Source organism: Streptomyces sp. NPDC054975 (assembly GCF_053609105.1).
This window is the reverse complement of record NZ_JBSGWV010000067.1, coordinates 12491-32002: the sequence shown is the minus strand read 5'-3', so window position 1 is coordinate 32002 and position 19512 is coordinate 12491. Positions and strand designations below refer to the sequence as shown.

Sequence of the window (19512 nt, the reverse complement as noted above, 5' to 3'; positions counted from 1 at the left end):
AACTAATCTGGCGTTGATTTTTGGCACGCTGTTGAGTTCTCAAGGAACGGACGCTTCCTTCGTACTCACCCTCTCGGGCTTTCCTCCGGGCTTTTTCCCTTCGATCTTGCGTTTCCGACTCTATCAGATCTTTCCGATCCGATTTCCTCGGTGCTTTCCGGCTTCTTCGGTTTCCCGTTTCGGCCTTCCGGCGTTTCCGACTCTATCAGATCCTTTCGGGCCTGATTCCCAGTCAGAGGGGGTTGTCTTCGCGGCTGTTGGGCCGTTCCGACGCTCAAACTCTAGCGGATTTCCCGGGCGGCTCATAATCGAGCCTTTCGAAATGAATTTCGGCATGCCGATATTCGTCCCGGTCGGGAGATCGTGCTGAGTTGAGGTGCCGCATCAAGCGGCGGGAGTGGCTGCCGCAGAACCGTTCCGGCCCCGTGACAACTCGGAGAACACTACGGATACGGCAGGGGCGTGTCAACCCCCGCCCGGTGACCCCTCAGTCGAGGTCGGTGAGCCGGCCGCCCGCGTCCGGCTGGGTGTGCTCGACCCTGCGCAGGAGGCGGATCAGCATGTCGCCGAGGCCGGCGCGTTCGTCGACCGTCAGGTCCTGGAGGAGCTCCTCCTCGAAGTACGTCGCCATGCGCATCGCCTCGAGCCACTTGGAGCGGCCCTCGTCGGTCAGCTCCACGATCACCCGGACGCGGTTGCTCTCGTCGCGGTCGCGGGTGACCAGGCCCTCGCCCGCCATGCGGTCGATGCGGTGGGTCATGGCGGCCGGGGTCAGGCCGAGGCGCTTGGCCAGCTCACCCGGACCCAGGCGGTAGGGGGCGCCGGCCAGGACGAGGGTCTTGAGGACCTCCCACTCCGCGTTGCTGATGCCGAGGTCGGCCAGCTGGCGGCCGTACGCCACGTTCATCCGGCGATTCAGCCTGCCGAGGGCGGAGACGACCTTCTCGACCTGGGGGTCCAGGTCGCGGTACTCGCGCTGGTAGGCCGCGATCTGCTCGTCGAGGGTCGGCTCCTGCGGTGACTGCGGGCCGGACTGCTCGGGTGTGTCGGACATGCGGGGAGTATCCCACGCTCCTCGTTGGCGTTGAAGTCCTTCCATGTGTATTGTTAAGCATCTAACTTTAGTGTTTAAGTCTTCAGGGTTCAGTCCTACAGGGGTGAACCCGCGATCGAAGTGGGTGAGCGTGACCAAGGCGATGGGTGCAGCGATGCGCCGGATCCAGGCAGGCAGCGCGCTGAGCGCGTTCGGACTCGGCTTCACCGTTCCGTACCTCTATGTGTATGTCGCTCAGGTGCGGGACCTGGGCGCGACCACGGCGGGCATCGTGCTCGCCGTCTTCGCCATGGCCGCACTCGTCGTCCTGCCCTTCAGCGGACGCGCCATCGACCGGCGCGGCCCCGTCCCCGTTCTTCTCGTGGCCGCCGTGCTCGCGTCGCTCGGCGCGCTCGGCATGGGGCTCTCGGGCAGCGTGCCCGCCGCCGTCGGTTCGGCCGCGCTGCTCGGTGCCGGTACGGCCGTGATGCAGCCGGCGCTCGCCACGATGATCGTCTGGTGCTCCGACCCGTCCACCCGGACCCGGTCATTCGCCATGCAGTTCTTCCTGCAGAACCTCGGGCTCGGTGTCGGTGGTCTGATCGGCGGCCAGCTCGTCGACGCGAGCCGGCCCGACAGCTTCCTGCTGCTGTTCTCCATCGAAGCGGTCATGTTCCTGGTGCTCGGCGCCATCGTGATGACCGTCAGGATGCCGGGCTCGCCCGCCCTGCAGGACACCCGTCCGGCCGGCTCGCAGAAGGGCGGCGTCCGGGCGCTGCTCGGGCACAAGGCCATGGTGCAGCTGTGCGTCCTGGGGTTCGTCCTCTTCTTCGCCTGCTACGGACAGTTCGAGTCGGGTCTCGCCGCCTACGGCACCGAGGCCGCCGGGATCGAGCCGTCGACGCTGGGGATCGCGCTGGCCGCCAACACGGCCGTCATCGTCGTCGCCCAGTTCGTGGTGCTGAAGTTCGTCGAGCGCCGGCGCCGTAGCCGGGTGATCGCGGCCGTCGGTCTGATCTGGGCCGTCGCGTGGGTGATCGCCGGGTACGCGGGGCTCGGGCACGGCAGCCAGGCGATGGCGACCGCGGCGTTCATCTCCACGTACGCGCTCTTCGGGCTCGGCGAAGCCATGCTCTCGCCGACCGTGGCGCCGCTGGTGGCCGACCTCGCGCCGGAGTCGATGGTCGGTCAGTACAACTCGGCGTTCGCGCTGGTCAAGCAGCTCGCGCTGGCCGTCGGTCCGGCCGTGGGCGGGCCCATGGGGGCCGCGCTGCACGGACCGTACATCGTGACCTTCGTGCTCTTCTCGCTCGGCATCACCTACCTGGCCGTGCGGTTGGGCAGGCAGCTCACGCCGGTGCAGGACCAGCCGTCCCTGGCCACCAAGGCCTCGCGGGTCGTCGCCCGGCACCAGCCGGAGAAGGCGACCGTCGCCGCCTAGCCGGACACCCCCTGGTCGGGCAGGGCGAACTCGCACCAGACCGCCTTTCCGCCTCCCGGCGTGCGGCGGCTTCCCCAGGACGAGGCGATCGTCGCGATGATCGAGATCCCGCGGCCCGCCTCGTCCTCCGTCTCCGCCCTGCGGCGGCGCGGCAGATGGTCGTCGCCGTCCGTGACCTCGATGATCAGTCGCCGGTCGGTGCGGCGCAGGCGCAGACGCATGGGCGGCGTGCCGTGCTTCAGGGAGTTCGCCACCAGTTCGCTGGTGGCGAGGACGCCGAGGTCGCGCAGTTCGACCGGGAAGCGCCAGCTGGACAGGACGCCCGTGGCGAAGGCACGCGCGCGTGGGGCCGCCTCCACTCCGCCGAGCAGCTCCAGGGCCGCGTTGTGGAAGAGCTCCGCGTCCGGTCCCTTGCGGGAGGGGTGCTGGACGACCAGGACGGCCACGTCGTCGTCGTGCTCGGCGGTGACGCCCAGCGAGCGCAGCAGCCGGTCGCAGACGACCTGCGGTGTGCCGACGGCTCCGGAGAGCGCGCGCTCCAGGGCGGCGACGCCCTCGTCGATGTCCTCGCGGCGGCGCTCGACGAGTCCGTCGGTGTAGAGGACGGCGGTCGAGCCCGGCGGCAGGGCGATCGAGCCGGAGGTGTGCAGCCAGCCGCCCGTGCCCAGCGGGGGCCCGGTGGGGTCCTCGGCGCTGCGGACCGAGCCGTCCTCGTCCCTGACGAGGATCGGGAGGTGGCCGGCGGAGGCGTAGACGAGCTTGCCCTCGTTGGGGTCGTGGACCGCGTAGACGCAGGTGGCGATCTGGCTGGCGTCGATCTCGGCGGCGAGGCCGTCGAGCAGCTGGAGCACTTCGTGCGGGGGCAGGTCGAGCCGGGCGTAGGCCCGGACGGCCGTGCGGAGCTGGCCCATGACGGCGGCGGCGCGCACCCCGCGGCCCATCACGTCCCCGATGACCAGGGCCGTACGTCCTGCCCCCAGGGTGATCACGTCGTACCAGTCACCGCCGACGGCCGCGTCGGTGCCGCCGGGCTGGTACGTGGCGGCGATCCGCAGGTCGTCGGGCTGCTCCAGCTCCTGCGGGAGCAGGGAGCGCTGGAGGGTGACGGCGGTCTCGCGGTGCCGGCGCTCGCTGGCGCGCAGCCGCTCGGCGGCCTCGGCGTGGTCGGTGACGTCGGCGGCGTGGACGAGGACGGCGCCGCCCTCGAAGCGCGGGGAGTCCACCGGCAGGCAGGTGACCGTGTACGAGCCGCCGTCCTGGGTCTTGCGGGACTTGACGGTCCGGGGCTTTCCGCTGCGCAGGACCTGGTCCATGAGCGGCAGCAGGCCCAGGTCCTCGGCCTCGGGGCAGGCCTCGGCGACCGTGGCCCCGGCGGGGCGGGGGCCGAAGGCGGCGGCGTAGGCGTCGTTGACGTACGCGATGCGGTGCTCGGGGCCGTGCGCGAGCGCGACCAGGCCGGGGAGGCGGCCGATCATCTCCCGGGCGGAGAAGTCCTCCAGGGTGGGGACGTCGCCGGCGAGGGGCTCATGCTGCTGCTCGTACTCACCGCGGGCCGCGGGCACGGAGCCTTCGGTCCCCCGCGCCGCCGTACGGCGCTGCGTGCCGGGGAGTCGGGCGCTCCAACGGGTGAAGTTCACGGATCTGTATGCCTCGTGGTTTGTTGGCCGTGCTGAGTCACTCTGTGCAGGTGTGAGCCCACCTATGGTCACACGTCCAGTGTGACCGACCGCACTGACATCGGTGTCAGCCTGGCGTGGGCCCGTTCTTGGGCCCGTTCTTGGGGGGCGGGGGTGCGGCGGCGAGTTCGAACTCGGCGCGCGGGTGTTCCAGGGAGCCGAGCGAGACGATCTCCCGCTTGAACAGGCCGGAGAGGGTCCACTCGGCCAGTACGCGGGCCTTTCTGTTGAAGGTCGGCACGCGGCTGAGGTGGTAGGCGCGGTGCATGAACCAGGCGGGGTAGCCCTTGAGTTTGCGCCCGTAGACGTGGGCCACGCCCTTGTGGAGGCCGAGGGAGGCGACCGAGCCCGCGTACTGGTGGGCGTACTCCTTGAGCGGCTGTCCGCGCAGGGAGGCGGCGATGTTCTCGGCGAGCACCTTGGTCTGGCGTACGGCGTGCTGCGCGTTCGGCGCGCACTCCTTGCCCGGCTCGTCCGCGGTGATGTCGGGGACCGCCGCGGCGTCTCCGGCCGCCCAGGCGTGGTCGACGCCGTCGACGGTCAGGCGGGCGGTGCACTTGAGGCGGCCGCGTGCGTCGAGCGGCAGGTCGGTGGCGGCGAGGACCGGCGCGGGCTTCACACCGGCGGTCCAGACGACCGTACGGGTCGGGAAGCGGCTGCCGTCGCTGAGGACGGCGACACGGTCCTCGCAGGACTCCAGCCGGGTCTCCAGACGTACGTCGATGTTGCGGCTGCGCAGCTCACGGATCGCGTACTGGCCCATCTTCTCGCCGACCTCGGGCAGGATGCGGCCGGCGGCTTCGACGAGGACCCACTTCAGGTCCTGCGGCTTGATGTTGTGGTAGTACCGCGCCGTGTAGCGGGCCATGTCCTCCAGCTCGGCGAGCGCCTCGACGCCCGCGTAGCCGCCGCCGACGAAGACGAAGGTGAGGGCGGCGTCGCGCAGGCCCGGGTCGCGGGTCGAGGAGGCGATGTCCATCTGCTCGATGACGTGGTTGCGCAGGCCGATGGCCTCCTCGACGGTCTTGAAGCCGATGCCGTAGTCGGCGAGGCCGGGGACCGGGAGGGTGCGGGAGATCGAGCCGGGCGCGATGACCAGTTCGTCGTAGGTGAGCTGTTCGTTCCCGGTGCCCTCCTCCTCTGTGGCGAGGGTGGAGAGCGTCGCGGTCCGCTTGGCGTGGTCGACGGCGTGGACCTCGCCGATGACGATCCGGCACTTGTCCAGGACGCGGCGGAGCGGGACGACGACATGGCGCGGGGAGATCGAACCGGCGGCGGCCTCCGGCAGGAACGGCTGGTACGTCATGTACGGCTCGGGCGTGACCACGACGATCTCGACGGCGCCGCTTCTGAGCTCGGCCTTGAGCTGCCGCTGCAGGCGCAGCGCGGTGTACATCCCGACGTAGCCACCGCCGACAACGAGAATGCGCGCAGGTTCGGTCACTGTCCCATGACGCAACGCCGTTCGGGGTTTGTCCACAGGCCCGGCAAATTGTGTGACCGGAGGTGCGCGGGGGCGCGGGGTGGCGCACACCGGGGGTACAGGGGGAAGTGCGCAGGTCAGAGCGGGCGGGTGGGGTGGCGCGTGAGAGCGGAATCGGGAGAGTTCAGGCCCTTGCTCCGATCGGGGGGCGCACCGTGCGGAACTCCCCCTTCTGAATTGACCTCGACTCAACTATGTTCGTCGTCGGGGTTTCCGGCTCGCGGCGCACAGACCACAGCGCCGTACACGCGGGTCGGCCCCCTGTCGAAGCGGGGAGTCTCCGGGGGGAGACATCATGAGCGGGGGAACGCTTATGCACATGCAGGATTCGCGGTGGCAGGCCGTCGTCGGCACGACGGACGGCTCGTTCGACGGACGCAGTGCAGGAGTGAGTACGGGTACGGGCACAGGTACGGCCGCGATTGCCGGGCCGGGCGCGGTTTCGGGGCCGGGTGCCGGTGCGGTTTCCGGTGCGGGCATCGGGCCGTCGGGGTCGATCGGCCGGTCGGCGCCGCTGCGGGTGGACGCCCAGCGCAACCTGGAGCATGTGCTGCGCGCGGCGCGCGAGGTCTTCGGCGAACTCGGCTACGGCGCGCCGATGGAGGACGTGGCCCGGCGGGCCCGGGTCGGCGTCGGCACGGTGTACCGCCGATTCCCGAGCAAGGACGTGCTGGTCCGTCGGATAGCCGAGGAGGAGACCGCCCGGCTGACCGAGCAGGCCCGCACCGCCCTCGGGCAGGAGGACGAGCCCTGGTCGGCGCTCTCCCGGTTCCTGCGGACCTCGGTGGCGTCGGGCGCGGGCCGTCTGCTGCCGCCGCAGATCCTGCGGGTGGGCGTGGACGCCGACGAGCTGCTGCTTCCGGCGCAGACGGCCGAGGACGCGGCCCGCGTGCCGTACCAGCGGGGCTTCGGGGACCAGACCGAGCCGCGGGTGGTCGCGCCGCGCGCGGTGCCGGGGGCCGAGCAGGACGACGCCGGTGCGGCGGAGCTCCTGGAAGTCGTCGGGCGGCTGGTGGACCGGGCCCGTGAGGCGGGCGAGCTGCGGACGGACGTGACCGTGGCCGATGTCCTGCTCGTCATAGCCACGGCGGCGCCCGCGCTGCCGGACGCGGCCCAGCAGGCGGCGGCCTCGGCGCGGCTCCTCGACATCCTCCTGGAGGGCCTGCGCTCGCGGTAGTCGCCGGGTGGAGGCCGGCCGGGGGCTGGTCCGGGCGGACCGTCGAGCATGGCACGAACGGGTGAGCGGTCACGCCCGGATACGGGAAGTCGCCCCGGACGAGTGGTAAGTGGACGCGGAGGTTCAGCGCGTCATTCTCTCTGTGGCACTCTTGGCCGGTGTTCGGGTCTGAGCGTGCGTACGGGGGCTTCCGGCGATGAGCGGTGACGGTCGGGACGAGCCGCTGGACATCGGCGGTGACACGGAGACCGGGGGCCTTCCTTCCCAGCACGTGCCGAGCCAGGGCGGCCCCGGAGGCTCCTCGGGCGCCGCCTCGGCTCCTGCCGGAGCGGGGGCGGCCGGCGCGGCGGGTGGGCCTGTCGAGCCGAGCGTGCCGCAGCAGCGGGAGGGCAGGGCCGCGCGGTCCGCGTCCGTCGTGGCCTCCGACGGCGCCGACGAGCCCGACACCGTCCTGCCTCCTCCGGTCGAACTGCCGCCGTCCGACGCCGATCTCGTCGGTTTGATGCGGGGCGGCGACGACAGCGCGTACGAGGAGCTGTTCCGTCGCCACTCCGAGGCCGTCCGCCGCTACGCCAGGACCTGCTGCCGGGACGCGCACACCGCCGACGACCTGACGGCGGAGGTGTTCGCCCGCACGCTCCAGGCCGTACGGGGCGGGGCGGGCCCCGAGCAGGCGGTCCGGGCCTATCTGCTGACCACGGTCCGGCGGGTCGCGGCGAACTGGACGCGGACGCAGAAGCGCGAGCACCTGGTCGAGGACTTCGCCGTGTTCGCGGCGCAGGCAGCCCGTTCCTCCGAGGTCTCCGACCAGGACACACTCGACCTCGGCGCCGACGTCCTGGCCATGCACGAGGCCGAACAGACCCTGGCCATGCAGGCGTTCAGGTCGCTGCCCGAGCGGTGGCAGGCCGTGCTGTGGCACACCACCGTCGAGGAGGAGTCGCCCAGCGATGTCGCGCCCCTCTTCGGGCTGACCGCCAACGCCACCGCCGTGCTCGCCAGCAGGGCCCGCGAGGGCCTCAAGCAGGCGTACCTCCAGGCGCACGTGAGCGAGTCGCTGACGGCGGGCGGCGACTGCGCCCGCTATGCCGACCGGCTCGGCGCCTATGCGCGCGGTGGCCTGCGGATGCGGGCCGAGCGCGGGCTGCGCAAGCACCTGGAGGAGTGCGCCCGGTGCCGGCTCGCCGCCGGTGAGCTGGAGCATGTGAACGCCGGGATCCCCGCGCTGCTGCCGGTCGCCGTCATCGGCTGGTTCGCCGCCGGGTTCTCGCTCAAGGCCGCGGGCGTCGTGGCCGGTGGGGTCGCGGGCGCCGCCGGCGCCGGTGCGGCCGCCGCCGCGACGGGCGCCGGGTCGTCGAGTACGGCCGGAGGGTCCGCCGCCGTGGCCGAGGGGCTCGGCGCGCCCGCGAAGGCGGGCATCGCGGCGGCGGCGGCCGTCGCCGCGGCCGCCGGTCTGGTGTGGGCGCTTTCCGGGGACCCCCAGCCGGTCGCGAAGCCCGAACCCACGCCGCCGGCCGTCGCCCCCGTCGTACCGCCCGAGCCGACGCCGTCGCCGAAGCCGACCCCCAGGCCCACACCGCCGCCCGCCCCACCGGCCGTGGAAAAGCCCGAGCCGACGCCGACGCCCACCCCGACACCGTCGGCGAAGCCCAGCCCCACCCCCACGCCGCCACCGCCGAAGCCGAGCCCCACGCCGAAGCCCACCCCGCCGAGGCCGACGCCCACCCCGAAGCCGCCACCCGCACCACCGGCCGTCTACCAGGTCAACCAGCTGGACTACGGCGTCTTCGGCGACGCCACGAAGCCCGAGGTCCGGCTCGGCGACAGCAGCTGGATGTGGCAACGCCAAGGCCTGTCGATCGGCGGCACGCGGTACGGGCACGGGGTGAGCGTGCACGCGCCGTCCGCGCTGGTGATCGACCTCAACCGGCAGTGCACCAGCTACGACGCGCTCGTCGGCATCGACGACCTGACCGCGCCGCTCCGCCTGGGAGGCGTCCGCTTCTCCGTCTACGGCGACGGTGAACGGCTCTGGCGCTCTCCGCTCGTCCAGGCGGGCGACGCCGCCATCCCCGTCCACGTGGGGATCGCGGGACGCAGGACGATCCGCCTGGTGGCGGAGGAGACCTCGTCATGGGGCCGCGTGGCGATCGCGGACTGGGCCCAGTCCCGGATCAGCTGCGCCTGAGGCCCGCCACGTACGCGTCCACCAGGGCGATCACCTCGTCGACGGTCGGACGGAGGCGCCCCGGCTCAGACCTCGGACGTGTCGAAGCCGAGGGGTGGGCCCGCCGCCCGGTCTCACGCCGGAAGTGACCTCCGTGTCGCCGGTACCAGTGGGCCGACCACCGGTGTGCGCTGGCGGGGGGCCGCCGTGCCTGTCCAGCAGGTGCCTCGGCGGGCGAGGAGGCGGCGGAGCCAGAGCTCGGTGGAGACGAGGTCGGCGAGGCCGTCCAGCGGGATCGGGTCGCCGTCCGCCGCCGCGTGGAGGGCCTTGCGGACCACGTGGGCCTCGATCAGGCCCGCGTCGGCCAGGAGCGGGGCGTCGAAGAGGGCCAGCAGGTCGGGGAGCGCGGCACGCAGGCCGGCGCGGACGGCGGCGGCCGGGACCGCGGGGTTCGGCGCGCCCCAGCCCGGCGGCAGGTCGTGGACGCCCGCGCCCGCGAGGACCGTGCGCAGGACGGACGCCCGGGCGCCCGGCTGGACCCGGAGCGATTCGGGGAGGTCGCGGCAGGCCCGTACGACCTGGTTGTCCAGGAACGGCGCGTGCAGCCGCTGGCCGCGGATCTCGGCCGCCTGTTCCAGGACCCGGTTGTCGGCCGCCGCGCGGGCGAGCGCCGCACGCGCGCGGGCCTCCCCCGGCCGCTGCACCGACGTCGGCAGCGTCGCCGCCCGGGTCAGGCGAACCGATACTTCAGCCAGCGCCTCCCCGGTCAGCCAGCGCGCCGCCGGCCCCGGCCGCGACCACGTCAGGGCGGAGAGCGACGCCTCCACCGGGCCGTAGGCCCCCGGTCCCGGCCGGTTCGCGTCGAGGAGCAGCGTCGCCGCCGCCTCCAGGCCGGAGCGGTACGGCGTACGGGCGAGCCGTCGCGCCGCCCGGTAGACCGTCAGCGGGACCAGCAGCGAACCCGCCGACGGGCCCGTCGCCTTCGCCAGCGCCGTCACCGGCCGTACGAGGGACCTGCGCCGACGGTCCATCAACAGGTCGGCGAGGCGCGCCGGGTGCGCGTCCAGGACCTGGCGGGCACCCAGGCCCGTGAAGTGGTCCGCGCTGCCGCCCGCGAGCCGCCGCCGGTGCCGGCCGGCGACGACCAGCGAAGGGCCGGGCTCGTCGGTCAGCGGCCCCTCCAGCTCCGCGTACGGCAGGGCCTCCTCGCCGGCCGCGACCACCACGTGGTGCAGCCGCGGGTTCGCCGCGATCGCCCGGGCCCGCTCCAGCTCCTCCTCCCGGTCCGCACCGCCCCCGGCCACCAGGTCGTTGAAGGTGACGGCCAGCAGCCGCTCCCCCGCGCCCGTGCCGTGGCCGAGAATCGTCCCGGGCACCCCCGGGAGACCGGCCGCGAGGAGCGCGAGCGTGCCGGAGGCGCTGCCTCCGGACAGGTCCGCGCCGATGCCGGGCGCCGGGCCGCCGCCCCGGGCCGCCCGCCGTTCGGCGGGGCCCATGCCGGGCACGGGACCCGGGTCCGGAAGGGGCGCCTCCGGTGCGTGCCGGGGCGCGGTGAGCCGGGCCCGTACGGCGTCGACCAGCGCGTCCCGTACGCCTTCCACCGCCCGCCGCGGCTCGACCTGGGCCGCCGCGACGGCGAGCGAGGCCACCGCTTCGTACCCGGCGATCTCGCGCGAGCCCTCCCGCAGGATCAGCGCGTGACCGGGCGGCACCCGCTTCACCCCTTCGTACGGTGTCGAGTCGCGCAGCGCCTCCGGGGTCTCCGGGCAGGCGAGCAGCGCGGCCAGGTGCCCGATGTCGAGCTGGGCCTCGATGAGGTCCGCGAGGGGCAGGGCGGCCGTCGCGTACGCCGTCCCGCCCGCCCACGGGGCGTGGAACACCGGCCGCGCGCCCGCCAGATCACCCGTCACGGTGACGCGGCGGCCGACCCGTACGACCGCCGTGTAGCTGCCCGCCCACGCGGTGAGATGGCGCAGCGCGCCCCCGCGCGCGGTGAGCAGCCCGACCCTCAGCTCCTCGTCGCTCGCGGCGCAACATCCCAGGACGGCAAGGCGGGTGTGCGCGTCGATGCTGATCACGCGGACCTCGTCGGGGCGCCAGTCGCCGACCGCCCACAGCGGATCGGGGTCTCCCCACAGCAGCTGGGCGCCCACCGGCTGCACCGTGCGCCCCTCGGACGCCAGGTCTCCCACGGCACCGGCCGTGCCGGTCATCCCGGGGGTAGTCGTCGGGCCGAGGCTCGCGGCGACACTGCTCCAGCCCACCAGCCATCGCATCGGCGCCTCCACGTCTGTTCAGTGGAGGAACATGCTGCCACGACAACAGCGCACGGAGGGGGCTCCGGGGTCGCGCGCGCGAATGCGAATGCGCCCCTGGCATGGGCCAGTTGGCAGCGGTTCGGTGTGCGTCGCCATTCGGCCATTCTTGGTGGCGCGGACGCGGCGCCTCGGGCCGACGGCAGTCCGACGGACGTCCGTCCCCGGGCCTCGACACTCCCGTCCGTGGTCCGCCGGAGTCCGGCCGCGGGCCGTCGGCAGTCCGGGAGGCGCTGTCCGCCTCCCGGAGCCGTCCGCCGCCCGCGGGGAAAGGGGCGACGGTATCCCCCAGCCCACCGGTCCACAGCCGAATGGGCCGACCCACGCAGGACTCATGGAAGCGCTCCCCCACCCACCGGGCGAGAGCGCACGGCCAGGCGCACGGCCACACACCCGGAGCACGCGCCCCAAGGCGCCCCGCGAGCCCCCCGGGCGATCCCTGACGGGGCCCGGAGGGCCCCCGCCGGTCCCGGCCGATCGCGGGTCCCGATGCGCCGTACTGCGCCGGGCCGGCCGACGCCGGTACGTCATCTGTCGGCCATCCGTCTGTTCCCACAACAATCCCGCCATACGGAACTCCGCCCCTTAACGGTAGGGATGCGGCGAACTACGCTGTGTTTACGAATGCCGCACGCCTATGCCCGGCGTCGTGGCGGCCGTCTGGGTGGTCGAGGGGTGGCGTCATGTCCAGGGAGCAACGCGGGCCGAACGAAAAGCTCGGCACGGTTCTCGCCCTCGCGGGAATCAGCAACGCCGGCCTCGCCCGGCGCGTCAACGACCTGGGTGCGCAGCGCGGTCTGACGCTTCGTTACGACAAGACGTCGGTGGCCCGCTGGGTGTCGAAGGGCATGGTGCCCCAAGGCGCGGCCCCGCATCTGATCGCGGCCGCGATCGGCCAGAAGCTCGGCCGCCCCGTGCCGCTGCACGAGATCGGGCTCGCCGACGCCGACCCCGCGCCCGAGGTGGGGCTCGCCTTCCCGCGCGACGTCGGCGAGGCGGTCCGCTCGGCCACCGAGCTCTACCGGCTGGATCTCGCCGGCCGCCGGGCCGGCGGCGGCGGGATCTGGCAGTCGCTGGCCGGATCCTTCGCGGTCAGCGCGTACGCGACCCCCGCCTCCCGGTGGCTGATAACGCCCGCCGACTCCTCCGTGGAGCGCCTGCTGGAGCCGGTCGAAGGACCGGTGGCCGCCGAAGGACCCGAGACCGGCCCCCACACGCGCGTGGGGCACAGCGACGTCGCCAAGCTGCGGGAGGCCGCCGAGGACGCGCGCCGCTGGGACTCCAAGTACGGCGGCGGCGACTGGCGTTCCTCGATGGTCCCGGAGTGCTTACGCGTCGACGCGGCACCGCTGCTGCTCGGCTCGTACTCGGACGAGGTCGGCCGGGCGCTCTTCGGCGCGACCTCCGAGCTGACCCGGCTGGCCGGCTGGATGGCCTTCGACACGGGGCAGCAGGAGGCCGCCCAGCGCTACTACATCCAGGCGCTGCGCCTCGCCCGCGCCGCGGCCGACGTGCCGCTCGGCGGCTACGTCCTCGCCTCCATGTCGCTCCAGGCCACCTACCGGGGCTTCGCCGACGAGGGCGTGGACCTCGCCCAGGCCGCCCTGGAGCGCAACCGCGGGCTCGCGACCGCCCGCACCATGTCCTTCTTCCGGCTCGTCGAGGCCCGCGCGCACGCGAAGGCCAACGACGGCACGGCGGCGGCGGCCGCGCTCAAGGCGGCCGAGGGGTGGCTGGAGCGCTCGCGGGAGGGCGACGCCGACCCGTCGTGGCTGGGCTTCTACTCGTACGACCGGTTCTGCGCGGACGCCGCCGAGTGCTACCGGGACCTGAAGGCGCCCCGCCAGGTGCGCCGCTTCACCGAGCAGGCGCTGTCCCGGCCGACGGAGGAGTTCGTCCGCTCGCACGGGCTGCGGCTCGTGGTGTCGGCGGTCGCGGAGCTGGAGTCGGGCAACCTGGACGCGGCCTGCGCGGCCGGCACGCGCGCGGTGGAGGTGGCGGGCCGGATCTCGTCCGCCCGCACCACCGAGTACGTACGGGACCTGCTGCACCGGCTCGAACCGTACGGGGACGAGCCGAGGGTCGTGGAGCTGCGGGAGCGGGCCAGGCCGCTCCTGATGGCACCGGCATGAGCGCGGCATGACCGGCGGGTGAGCCGGGCGTGACGCGTGTCCCAGGGGGTTTAGCCGCTCTGTCAGTGGGCCAGTGCACTATCGGGGTGGGAGGTGGTGCAGGTGTCCACGCACGACGTCGACTGCGACGTGCTCGTGATCGGCGGCGGGATCGTCGGTCTGTCGACGGCGTACGCCCTGACGCGCGCCGTTCCCGGCACCCGCGTCACCGTCCTGGAGAAGGAGCACGGCCCGGCCCGTCACCAGACCGGGCGCAACAGCGGAGTGATCCACAGCGGGATCTACTACCGGCCGGGTTCACTGAAGGCGCGGTTCGCCGTCGCGGGCGCGGCCGAGATGGTCAAGTTCTGCGCCGAGTACGGACTGCCCCACGAGGTCACCGGCAAGCTCATCGTCGCCACCGGCCGCGACGAGCTGCCCCGGCTCCACGCGCTCGTGCAGCGCGGCCGGGAGAACGGCATCCCGGTGCGGGAGCTGGGCCCCGCGCAGATCGCCGCGTACGAACCGCAGGTGCGGGGCCTCGCCGCGATCCACGTCGGCACGACGGGGATCTGCGACTACGGAGCGGTGGCGGCGCAGCTCGCCGAGGCCTCCGGGGCGCGCATCCTGTACGGCTCCGAGGTCACCGCCGTCGACCGGCGGCCCTGGGGCGTCGCCGTGCGCACGGCGGCCGGGACCGTGGTGCGCGGGCGGGTCATGGTGAACTGCGCGGGGCTGCACTGCGACCGGGTGGCACGGCTGGCGGGCGACGAGCCGGACATGCGGATCGTGCCCTTCCGGGGCGAGTACTACGAGCTGGCGGACCCCTCGCTGATCCGGGGCCTGGTGTATCCGGTCCCGGACCCGGCCTTCCCGTTCCTGGGCGTCCACCTGACCCGGGGCGTCGACGGCGGCGTGCACGTCGGGCCGAACGCGGTACCGGCGCTGGCGCGCGAGGGGTACGACTGGTCGGTCGTCCGGCCCGGCGACCTGGCCGGGACGCTGGCGTGGCCCGGGTCGTGGCAGATCGCCCGGGAGCACTGGCGGTACGGAGCGGGTGAGCTGCGCCGCTCGCTGTCGAAGCGGGCCTTCACGGAGGCGGTGCGGCGGCTGCTCCCGTCCGTGGAGGAAACGGATCTGCGCCGCGCTCCGGCGGGGGTGCGGGCGCAGGCGGTGCTGCGCGACGGGACGCTGGTGGACGACTTCCTGATCCGGGAGGCGCCCAGGACGGTCCACGTCCTGAACGCACCGTCGCCGGCGGCGACGGCTTCCCTGCCGATCGGCCGTGAGGTGGCCACCAGGGCCTTGGCCCTTCTGTAACCCGCGTCACTGCCGGTGCCCGTACCCCGAGGCCGCTGCGACGGTGCACGGCCGTCGGGGTGGACAGGCACAGGGGACGGACGCGCCCGCAAGGGCGCCGTTCCGTTGTGCCCACCCTCCCCCAAGCTCCCGGCTTCGCTCGAGCAGGGGCCCCCTCGCCCCGGCGGAACGACTGCCCACGACGGGGCTGCCCGTAGAATTGGCGCATTGTGTCTGAGTCTCGCGAAACCGCCACCCGTATCGAGCCGCCCGTCTTCCAGCGCGGCAGTCAGAGGTTCGCCGCCGGGGAAGGGCCGCTGCCCGATCCCGCCGGGTCGCACCACGAGCGGCGGATCCGCAGCTTCCAGCCGCGCCGCAGCCGCGTCACCACGGGTCAGGCCGAGGCGATGCTCAAGCGGTGGCCGGACTGGGGTCTCGACATCGACGGCAAGCGTGTCCTCGACCTGGACGAGATGTTCGGCGGCCTGCCCGTCGTCCTGGAGATCGGCTTCGGCATGGGTGAGGCCACGGCCCAGATGGCGGCCGCCGACCCCGGCACCGGCATCCTCGCCGTGGACGTCCACACCCCAGGTCAGGGCAACCTCCTCGGTCTCGCCGACCGGGGCGGCCTGGAGAACGTGCGGGTCGCCAACGGCGACGCGATCATCCTGCTCCGCGAGATGCTCGGCCCCGACGCCCTCGACGGCTGCCGCGTCTACTTCCCGGACCCCTGGCCGAAGAAGCGCCACCACAAGCGGCGCCTGATCCAAGCCGAGTTCCTGACGCTGCTCGCGACCCGGATGAAGCCCGGAGCCGTGCTGCACTGCGCCACGGACTGGGAGGAGTACGCCGAGCAGATGCTCGAAGTACTCACCGCCCACCCCGACTTCGAGAACACCCTGCCCGACGGCGGCTACGCGCCCCGCCCGGACTTCCGGCCCCTCACCCGCTTCGAGGGGCAGGGCCTGGACAAGGGGCATGTCGTGCACGACCTGCTTTTCCACAGGAAGTAGCAGAAGTCGGGGAACTCCGTCGCGGGTGTCAGCCCTCCTCGTTAGGGTCGAACGCGTGTCGAACCACGTTCCCGTCCCCACCCGGGACACCGAGGAGCCGGCCTTCACGGCCGTTCCGGACCGCGCCCAGTGGCGCTACAGGCCTCGTCGCGCCTTCTGGCGCAGCAAGGTGGTCCGGGCCGTCGCCGTGATCACGGTGCTCGCGCTCTGCGCGCTGGTGATCCTCGCGATCGTGCGGGAGCAGACCGGCACCGAGGGCTTCCTCGTCGGCCTCGGGCTCGCCGTCCTGCCCGTCCCGCTGCTGATGGCCGCCTTCCGCTGGCTGGACCGCGTCGAGCCGGGCCCCTGGAAGAACCTGCTCTTCGCCTTCGCCTGGGGTGCCTGCGCCGCGACGCTCGTGGCGATCCTCGCCAACTCCTTCGCGGTCCGCTGGATAGCGACCGCCACCGCCGACCCCGCCTCGGCCGAGTCCCTCGGCGCGACGGTCGTCGCGCCGATCGTGGAGGAGAGCGCCAAGGCCGCGGCGATCCTGCTGATCTTCCTCTTCCGCAGACGGCACTTCACCGGCCTGGTCGACGGCGTCGTGGTCGCCGGCTTCACCGCCACCGGCTTCGCCTTCACGGAGAACATCCTCTACCTCGGCAACGCCTTCGGCGAGGACCAGGACCTCGGCGCCGGCGGCCTCGGCTCCATGACCGCGGGCACCTTCTTCGTACGGATCGTGATGTCGCCGTTCGCGCATCCGCTCTTCACGGTCTTCACCGGCCTCGGCTTCGCCTTCGCCGCCCTCGCCACCTCCCGCCGGAAGTTCCTGAGGCTGCGCCGGACGCTCCTGCCGCTGGCCGGACTGCTCCTCGCCATGCTCATGCACGCCATGTGGAACGGCTCGGCGACGATGCTCGGGCCGCTGGGCTTCATCCTGGTCTACGGCATGTTCATGGTGCCCGCCTTCGGCCTGCTGACCTGGCTCGCGATATGGAGCAGGCAGCGGGAGCTGCGCACGATATCCGGGCAGCTCCCGGCGTACGCGGCGGCCGGCTGGCTCTCGCCCACCGAACCGCTCGCGCTCTCCTCGATGCGGGCCCGCTCGGTGGCCCGCGACTTCGCCCGCCGTACGTACGGCCGGCCGGCCGCCACCGCGGTCGGGGAGTACGAGGCGTTCGCGACGACCCTCGCCTTCCTGCGCCACCGCGCCCAGCGCGGCGCGCCGGACCCGGACTTCATGGCGCGCGAGCAGGAGCTGCTCCACCACCTCTGGCAGCGCAAGCCCGTCGCCTCGCCCGCCCTCACGTACGCGGCACGCGCGACGGGCCGGGTCTGGGCCCCGCCGCAGTACCTCGACTACAGCGGCTACAACCCGTACCGCAGCTAGCGGCTCCGGTACGGCCCGGACGGGCCCCGGTCTAGGCCTCGGACGCCTCCGTCTCGGATGCCTCCGTCAGGAGCGTCAGTTCCGCCGGGGTCAGACGGAGGTCCGCGACCGCCACCAGGGCCGGGAGCTGTTCGGCCGTGCGGGCCGAGGCGATCGGGGCGGCGACGGTCGGGCGGGAGGCGAGCCAGGCCAGGGCGACGGTGGCGACCTCGGCGTCGTGCGCCTCGGCCACCGTGTCGAGCGCGGCGAGGATCCGCCGGCCCCGCTCGGTCTCGGCGTGCGCGGCGGCGCCCTCGGCGCGGACGCTGTCGACGGTCTTCCCCGCGCGGTACTTGCCCGTGAGGAAGCCGGACGCCAGGGCGAAGTACGGGACGGCGGCGAGCCCGGCGCGCTCGGTGGTGGCCAGGAGCTCACCCTCGTACGTGTCGCGCGAGAGCAGGTTGTAGTGCGGCTGCAGGGCGACGTAGCGGGCGAGGCCCTCGGTCTCGGCGAAGTCGAGGGAGGCCTGGAGCCGTTCGGGCGAGATGTTGGAGGCGGCGACGGCTCGCACCTTGCCGTCCTTCACCAGCTGGTCGAGCGCGGTGACGATCTCCTCGACCGGGACGTCCGGGTCGTCGAAGTGCGTGTAGTACAGGTCGATGTAGTCGGTGCCGAGGCGGCGCAGCGACTCCTCGGCGGCGGCCTTGATCGTGGGCGCGGAGAGCCCCTTGTACTGGGGGTGCGCGCCGACCTTCGTGGCGATGACGACCTCGGAGCGGTTGCCCCGGGTGGCCAGCCACTTGCCGATCAGCGTCTCGGACTCGCCGCCCTGGTTGCCCTCGGCCCACGCGGAGTACATGTCGGCGGTGTCGACGAAGTTGCCGCCGGCGGCCGTGTAGGCGTCGAGGACGGCGAAGGACTGTGCCTGGTCGGCGGACCAGCCGAAGACGTTGCCGCCCAGCGCCAGGGGGAAGACGTGCAGATCGGAGTTGCCCAGCGGGCGAAGAGAAGTCATGGGACGGTACAACGACCGCCCCGGGGCGGGGTATTCCGGCAGCCCTGACGTGGGGGGGGTTCCGTCAGGACTGCCGGAGTCACGAGGCCCGCCGGACTGTCGCCGCCGGGCACGGAAGCCCCGCCGGGCGCTCAGGCCGTCAGACCGAGAGGCCCTTGCTGCCCAGCCAGGCCGCCGGGTCCATGCCCGCGCCGCCCGGGGTGTGGACCTCCAGGTGCAGGTGCGGGCCGGTCACGTTGCCGGTCGCGCCGACGCGCCCGATCGTGTCGCCGGTGCCCACGGACTGGCCGACGCTCGCCGTCATCGAGGACAGGTGCGCGTACCAGATCTCCGTACCGTCCTCCAGCTCCAGGACGATCCGGTAGCCGTACGAGCCCGACCAGCCCGCCGACTTGATCGTGCCGCCGTGCACCGCCTTGACCGGCGTGCCGGTGGGCGCCGCGAAGTCGAGACCGGTGTGCTGGCCGGAGGACCACATCGAGCCGGACTGGCCGTACGTGGAGGTGAGGGTGTACGAGGACGTGGGCAGCGAGTAGCTCGCGGCGAGCTTCGCCAGGCGCTCGGCCTCGGCCTTCGCCGCTGCCTCCTCCTCGGCCTTCTTCTTCGCCGCGGCCGCTTCCTTCTCGGCCTGCTCCGCCTGGGCCGCCGCCTCGACGGCGGCCTTCTCGGCGGCCGCCTTCTCCGCCGCGGCCTTCTCGGCGGCGTCGGCGGAGGCCTGCTGCTGCTCGGCCTGCTGGAGGATGCGGGCGCGCAGCGCCTCACCCGCGTCGGCCGTCGAGGCGGAGGCGGACTCGGCGCCCGCGGCCGTCTCGACGTCGCCGGCCGGCAGGGCGAGGGTGGCCGTCAGCGGCTGCGGGTTGGTCGTCCCCGAGCCCGTACCGTCCGCGCCGTCCTCGTCGGCGATGAGCCGGCCGACGCCGGGCAGCTCGGAGGCGTCCGGCAGGTTGAGGTCGGGGAGCGTGATGGAGACCGGGGGCTTGTCCTTGGCGGTCGCCATGCCACCCGCGCCGACGGCCGCGATGACACCGACACCGAGGACGGTGGAGGAGCGGGCGAAGCCGGAGCGCTGCTTCACGACGCGGTGGCGGCCACCCGAACGGGCCTGCTGGCGCAGGGAGTCCTCGGTGGGGTTCCACTCCCCCCAGGTCGTCGCGTCGTCGTCCGTCCCGGCGGCGCCACGGGCACCGAACGCGTTGAACCCGTCAGAAAGGCCTTCGGGGGCAGGGCTGTTGGACGCCACGGAGGCGCGCTCCTTTCCTTCCTTCTCGCCTACCGGGTTAGCTGACGGGTTCGGAGCAGGAAGGTCTCCTACGGGCGGTTCGCACGAGTGCGAGGGTGCCCGATTCACCCCAAGTGGTGGTTCCCCGGTTCCCTTTCAGGATTCGGCGCGTGCGCACGGTGCCGTCTCTTGCGACGGCTGGGACGACCGCG

13 protein-coding genes and 1 riboswitch are annotated in these 19512 nt (G+C 73.2%); of the genes, 7 read left to right on the top strand and 6 right to left on the bottom strand.

Annotation, left to right across the window (positions count from 1 at the left end):
- Positions 1 to 487 precede the first annotated feature (487 nt).
- Positions 488 to 1054 (bottom strand): MarR family winged helix-turn-helix transcriptional regulator, encoded by a 567-nt coding sequence (locus tag ACWF79_RS32265; RefSeq protein ID WP_453731729.1) that lies wholly within the window; start codon positions 1052 to 1054, stop codon positions 488 to 490.
- Positions 1055 to 1196: 142 nt separating this feature from the next.
- Here ACWF79_RS32265 and ACWF79_RS32260 point away from each other — a divergent pair, with 142 nt between their 5' ends.
- Positions 1197 to 2474 (top strand): MFS transporter, encoded by a 1278-nt coding sequence (locus tag ACWF79_RS32260; protein WP_453731734.1) that lies wholly within the window; start codon positions 1197 to 1199, stop codon positions 2472 to 2474.
- Here ACWF79_RS32260 and ACWF79_RS32255 read toward each other — a convergent pair.
- Positions 2471 to 4111, bottom strand: coding sequence for an ATP-binding SpoIIE family protein phosphatase (locus ACWF79_RS32255; RefSeq protein ID WP_453731728.1), 1641 nt, complete (start codon positions 4109 to 4111; stop codon positions 2471 to 2473). The genes ACWF79_RS32260 and ACWF79_RS32255 overlap by 4 nt on opposite strands.
- Positions 4112 to 4217: 106 nt before the next feature.
- Positions 4218 to 5546 (bottom strand): NAD(P)/FAD-dependent oxidoreductase, encoded by a 1329-nt coding sequence (locus ACWF79_RS32250; RefSeq protein ID WP_453731733.1) that lies wholly within the window; start codon positions 5544 to 5546, stop codon positions 4218 to 4220.
- A 400-nt stretch (positions 5547 to 5946) separates the two neighbouring features.
- Between ACWF79_RS32250 and ACWF79_RS32245 the strand changes: the two genes are divergently transcribed.
- Complete coding sequence (locus ACWF79_RS32245; RefSeq protein WP_453731732.1) at positions 5947 to 6810, top strand: TetR/AcrR family transcriptional regulator; 864 nt, start codon at positions 5947 to 5949, stop codon at positions 6808 to 6810.
- A gap of 196 nt (positions 6811 to 7006) precedes the next feature.
- The gene (locus ACWF79_RS32240; RefSeq protein ID WP_453731727.1) at positions 7007 to 8998 is read left to right on the top strand and encodes a sigma-70 family RNA polymerase sigma factor; all 1992 of its coding nucleotides are present in this window, start codon (positions 7007 to 7009) and stop codon (positions 8996 to 8998) included.
- Between the two features lie 113 nt (positions 8999 to 9111).
- On the opposite strand, the gene ACWF79_RS32235 is transcribed toward ACWF79_RS32240, so the two are convergent.
- On the bottom strand, positions 9112 to 11253 hold the full coding sequence (locus ACWF79_RS32235) for an asparagine synthase-related protein (RefSeq protein WP_453731726.1): 2142 nt from the start codon (positions 11251 to 11253) through the stop codon (positions 9112 to 9114).
- Between the two features lie 722 nt (positions 11254 to 11975).
- On the opposite strand from ACWF79_RS32235, the gene ACWF79_RS32230 reads away from it, so the two are divergent.
- From ACWF79_RS32230 to ACWF79_RS32215, 4 genes are all read left to right on the top strand, one after another.
- Positions 11976 to 13424, top strand: coding sequence for an MFS transporter (locus tag ACWF79_RS32230; RefSeq protein ID WP_453731725.1), 1449 nt, complete (start codon positions 11976 to 11978; stop codon positions 13422 to 13424).
- Between the two features lie 102 nt (positions 13425 to 13526).
- On the top strand, positions 13527 to 14723 hold the full coding sequence (gene lhgO, locus ACWF79_RS32225; RefSeq protein ID WP_453731724.1) for an L-2-hydroxyglutarate oxidase: 1197 nt from the start codon (positions 13527 to 13529) through the stop codon (positions 14721 to 14723).
- A 239-nt stretch (positions 14724 to 14962) separates the two neighbouring features.
- Positions 14963 to 15715 (top strand): tRNA (guanosine(46)-N7)-methyltransferase TrmB, encoded by a 753-nt coding sequence (gene trmB, locus ACWF79_RS32220; RefSeq protein ID WP_453731731.1) that lies wholly within the window; start codon positions 14963 to 14965, stop codon positions 15713 to 15715.
- Between the two features lie 55 nt (positions 15716 to 15770).
- The gene (locus ACWF79_RS32215) at positions 15771 to 17087 is read left to right on the top strand and encodes a PrsW family intramembrane metalloprotease (RefSeq protein WP_453731723.1); all 1317 of its coding nucleotides are present in this window, start codon (positions 15771 to 15773) and stop codon (positions 17085 to 17087) included.
- A 31-nt stretch (positions 17088 to 17118) separates the two neighbouring features.
- Here ACWF79_RS32215 and ACWF79_RS32210 read toward each other — a convergent pair whose 3' ends face one another.
- Complete coding sequence (locus ACWF79_RS32210) at positions 17119 to 18081, bottom strand: aldo/keto reductase (protein WP_453731722.1); 963 nt, start codon at positions 18079 to 18081, stop codon at positions 17119 to 17121.
- A 139-nt stretch (positions 18082 to 18220) separates the two neighbouring features.
- The gene (locus tag ACWF79_RS32205; protein WP_453731721.1) at positions 18221 to 19321 is read right to left on the bottom strand and encodes a M23 family metallopeptidase; all 1101 of its coding nucleotides are present in this window, start codon (positions 19319 to 19321) and stop codon (positions 18221 to 18223) included.
- An 11-nt stretch (positions 19322 to 19332) separates the two neighbouring features.
- A riboswitch (cyclic di-AMP (ydaO/yuaA leader) is annotated at positions 19333 to 19479 on the bottom strand.
- Positions 19480 to 19512: the final 33 nt, after the last annotated feature.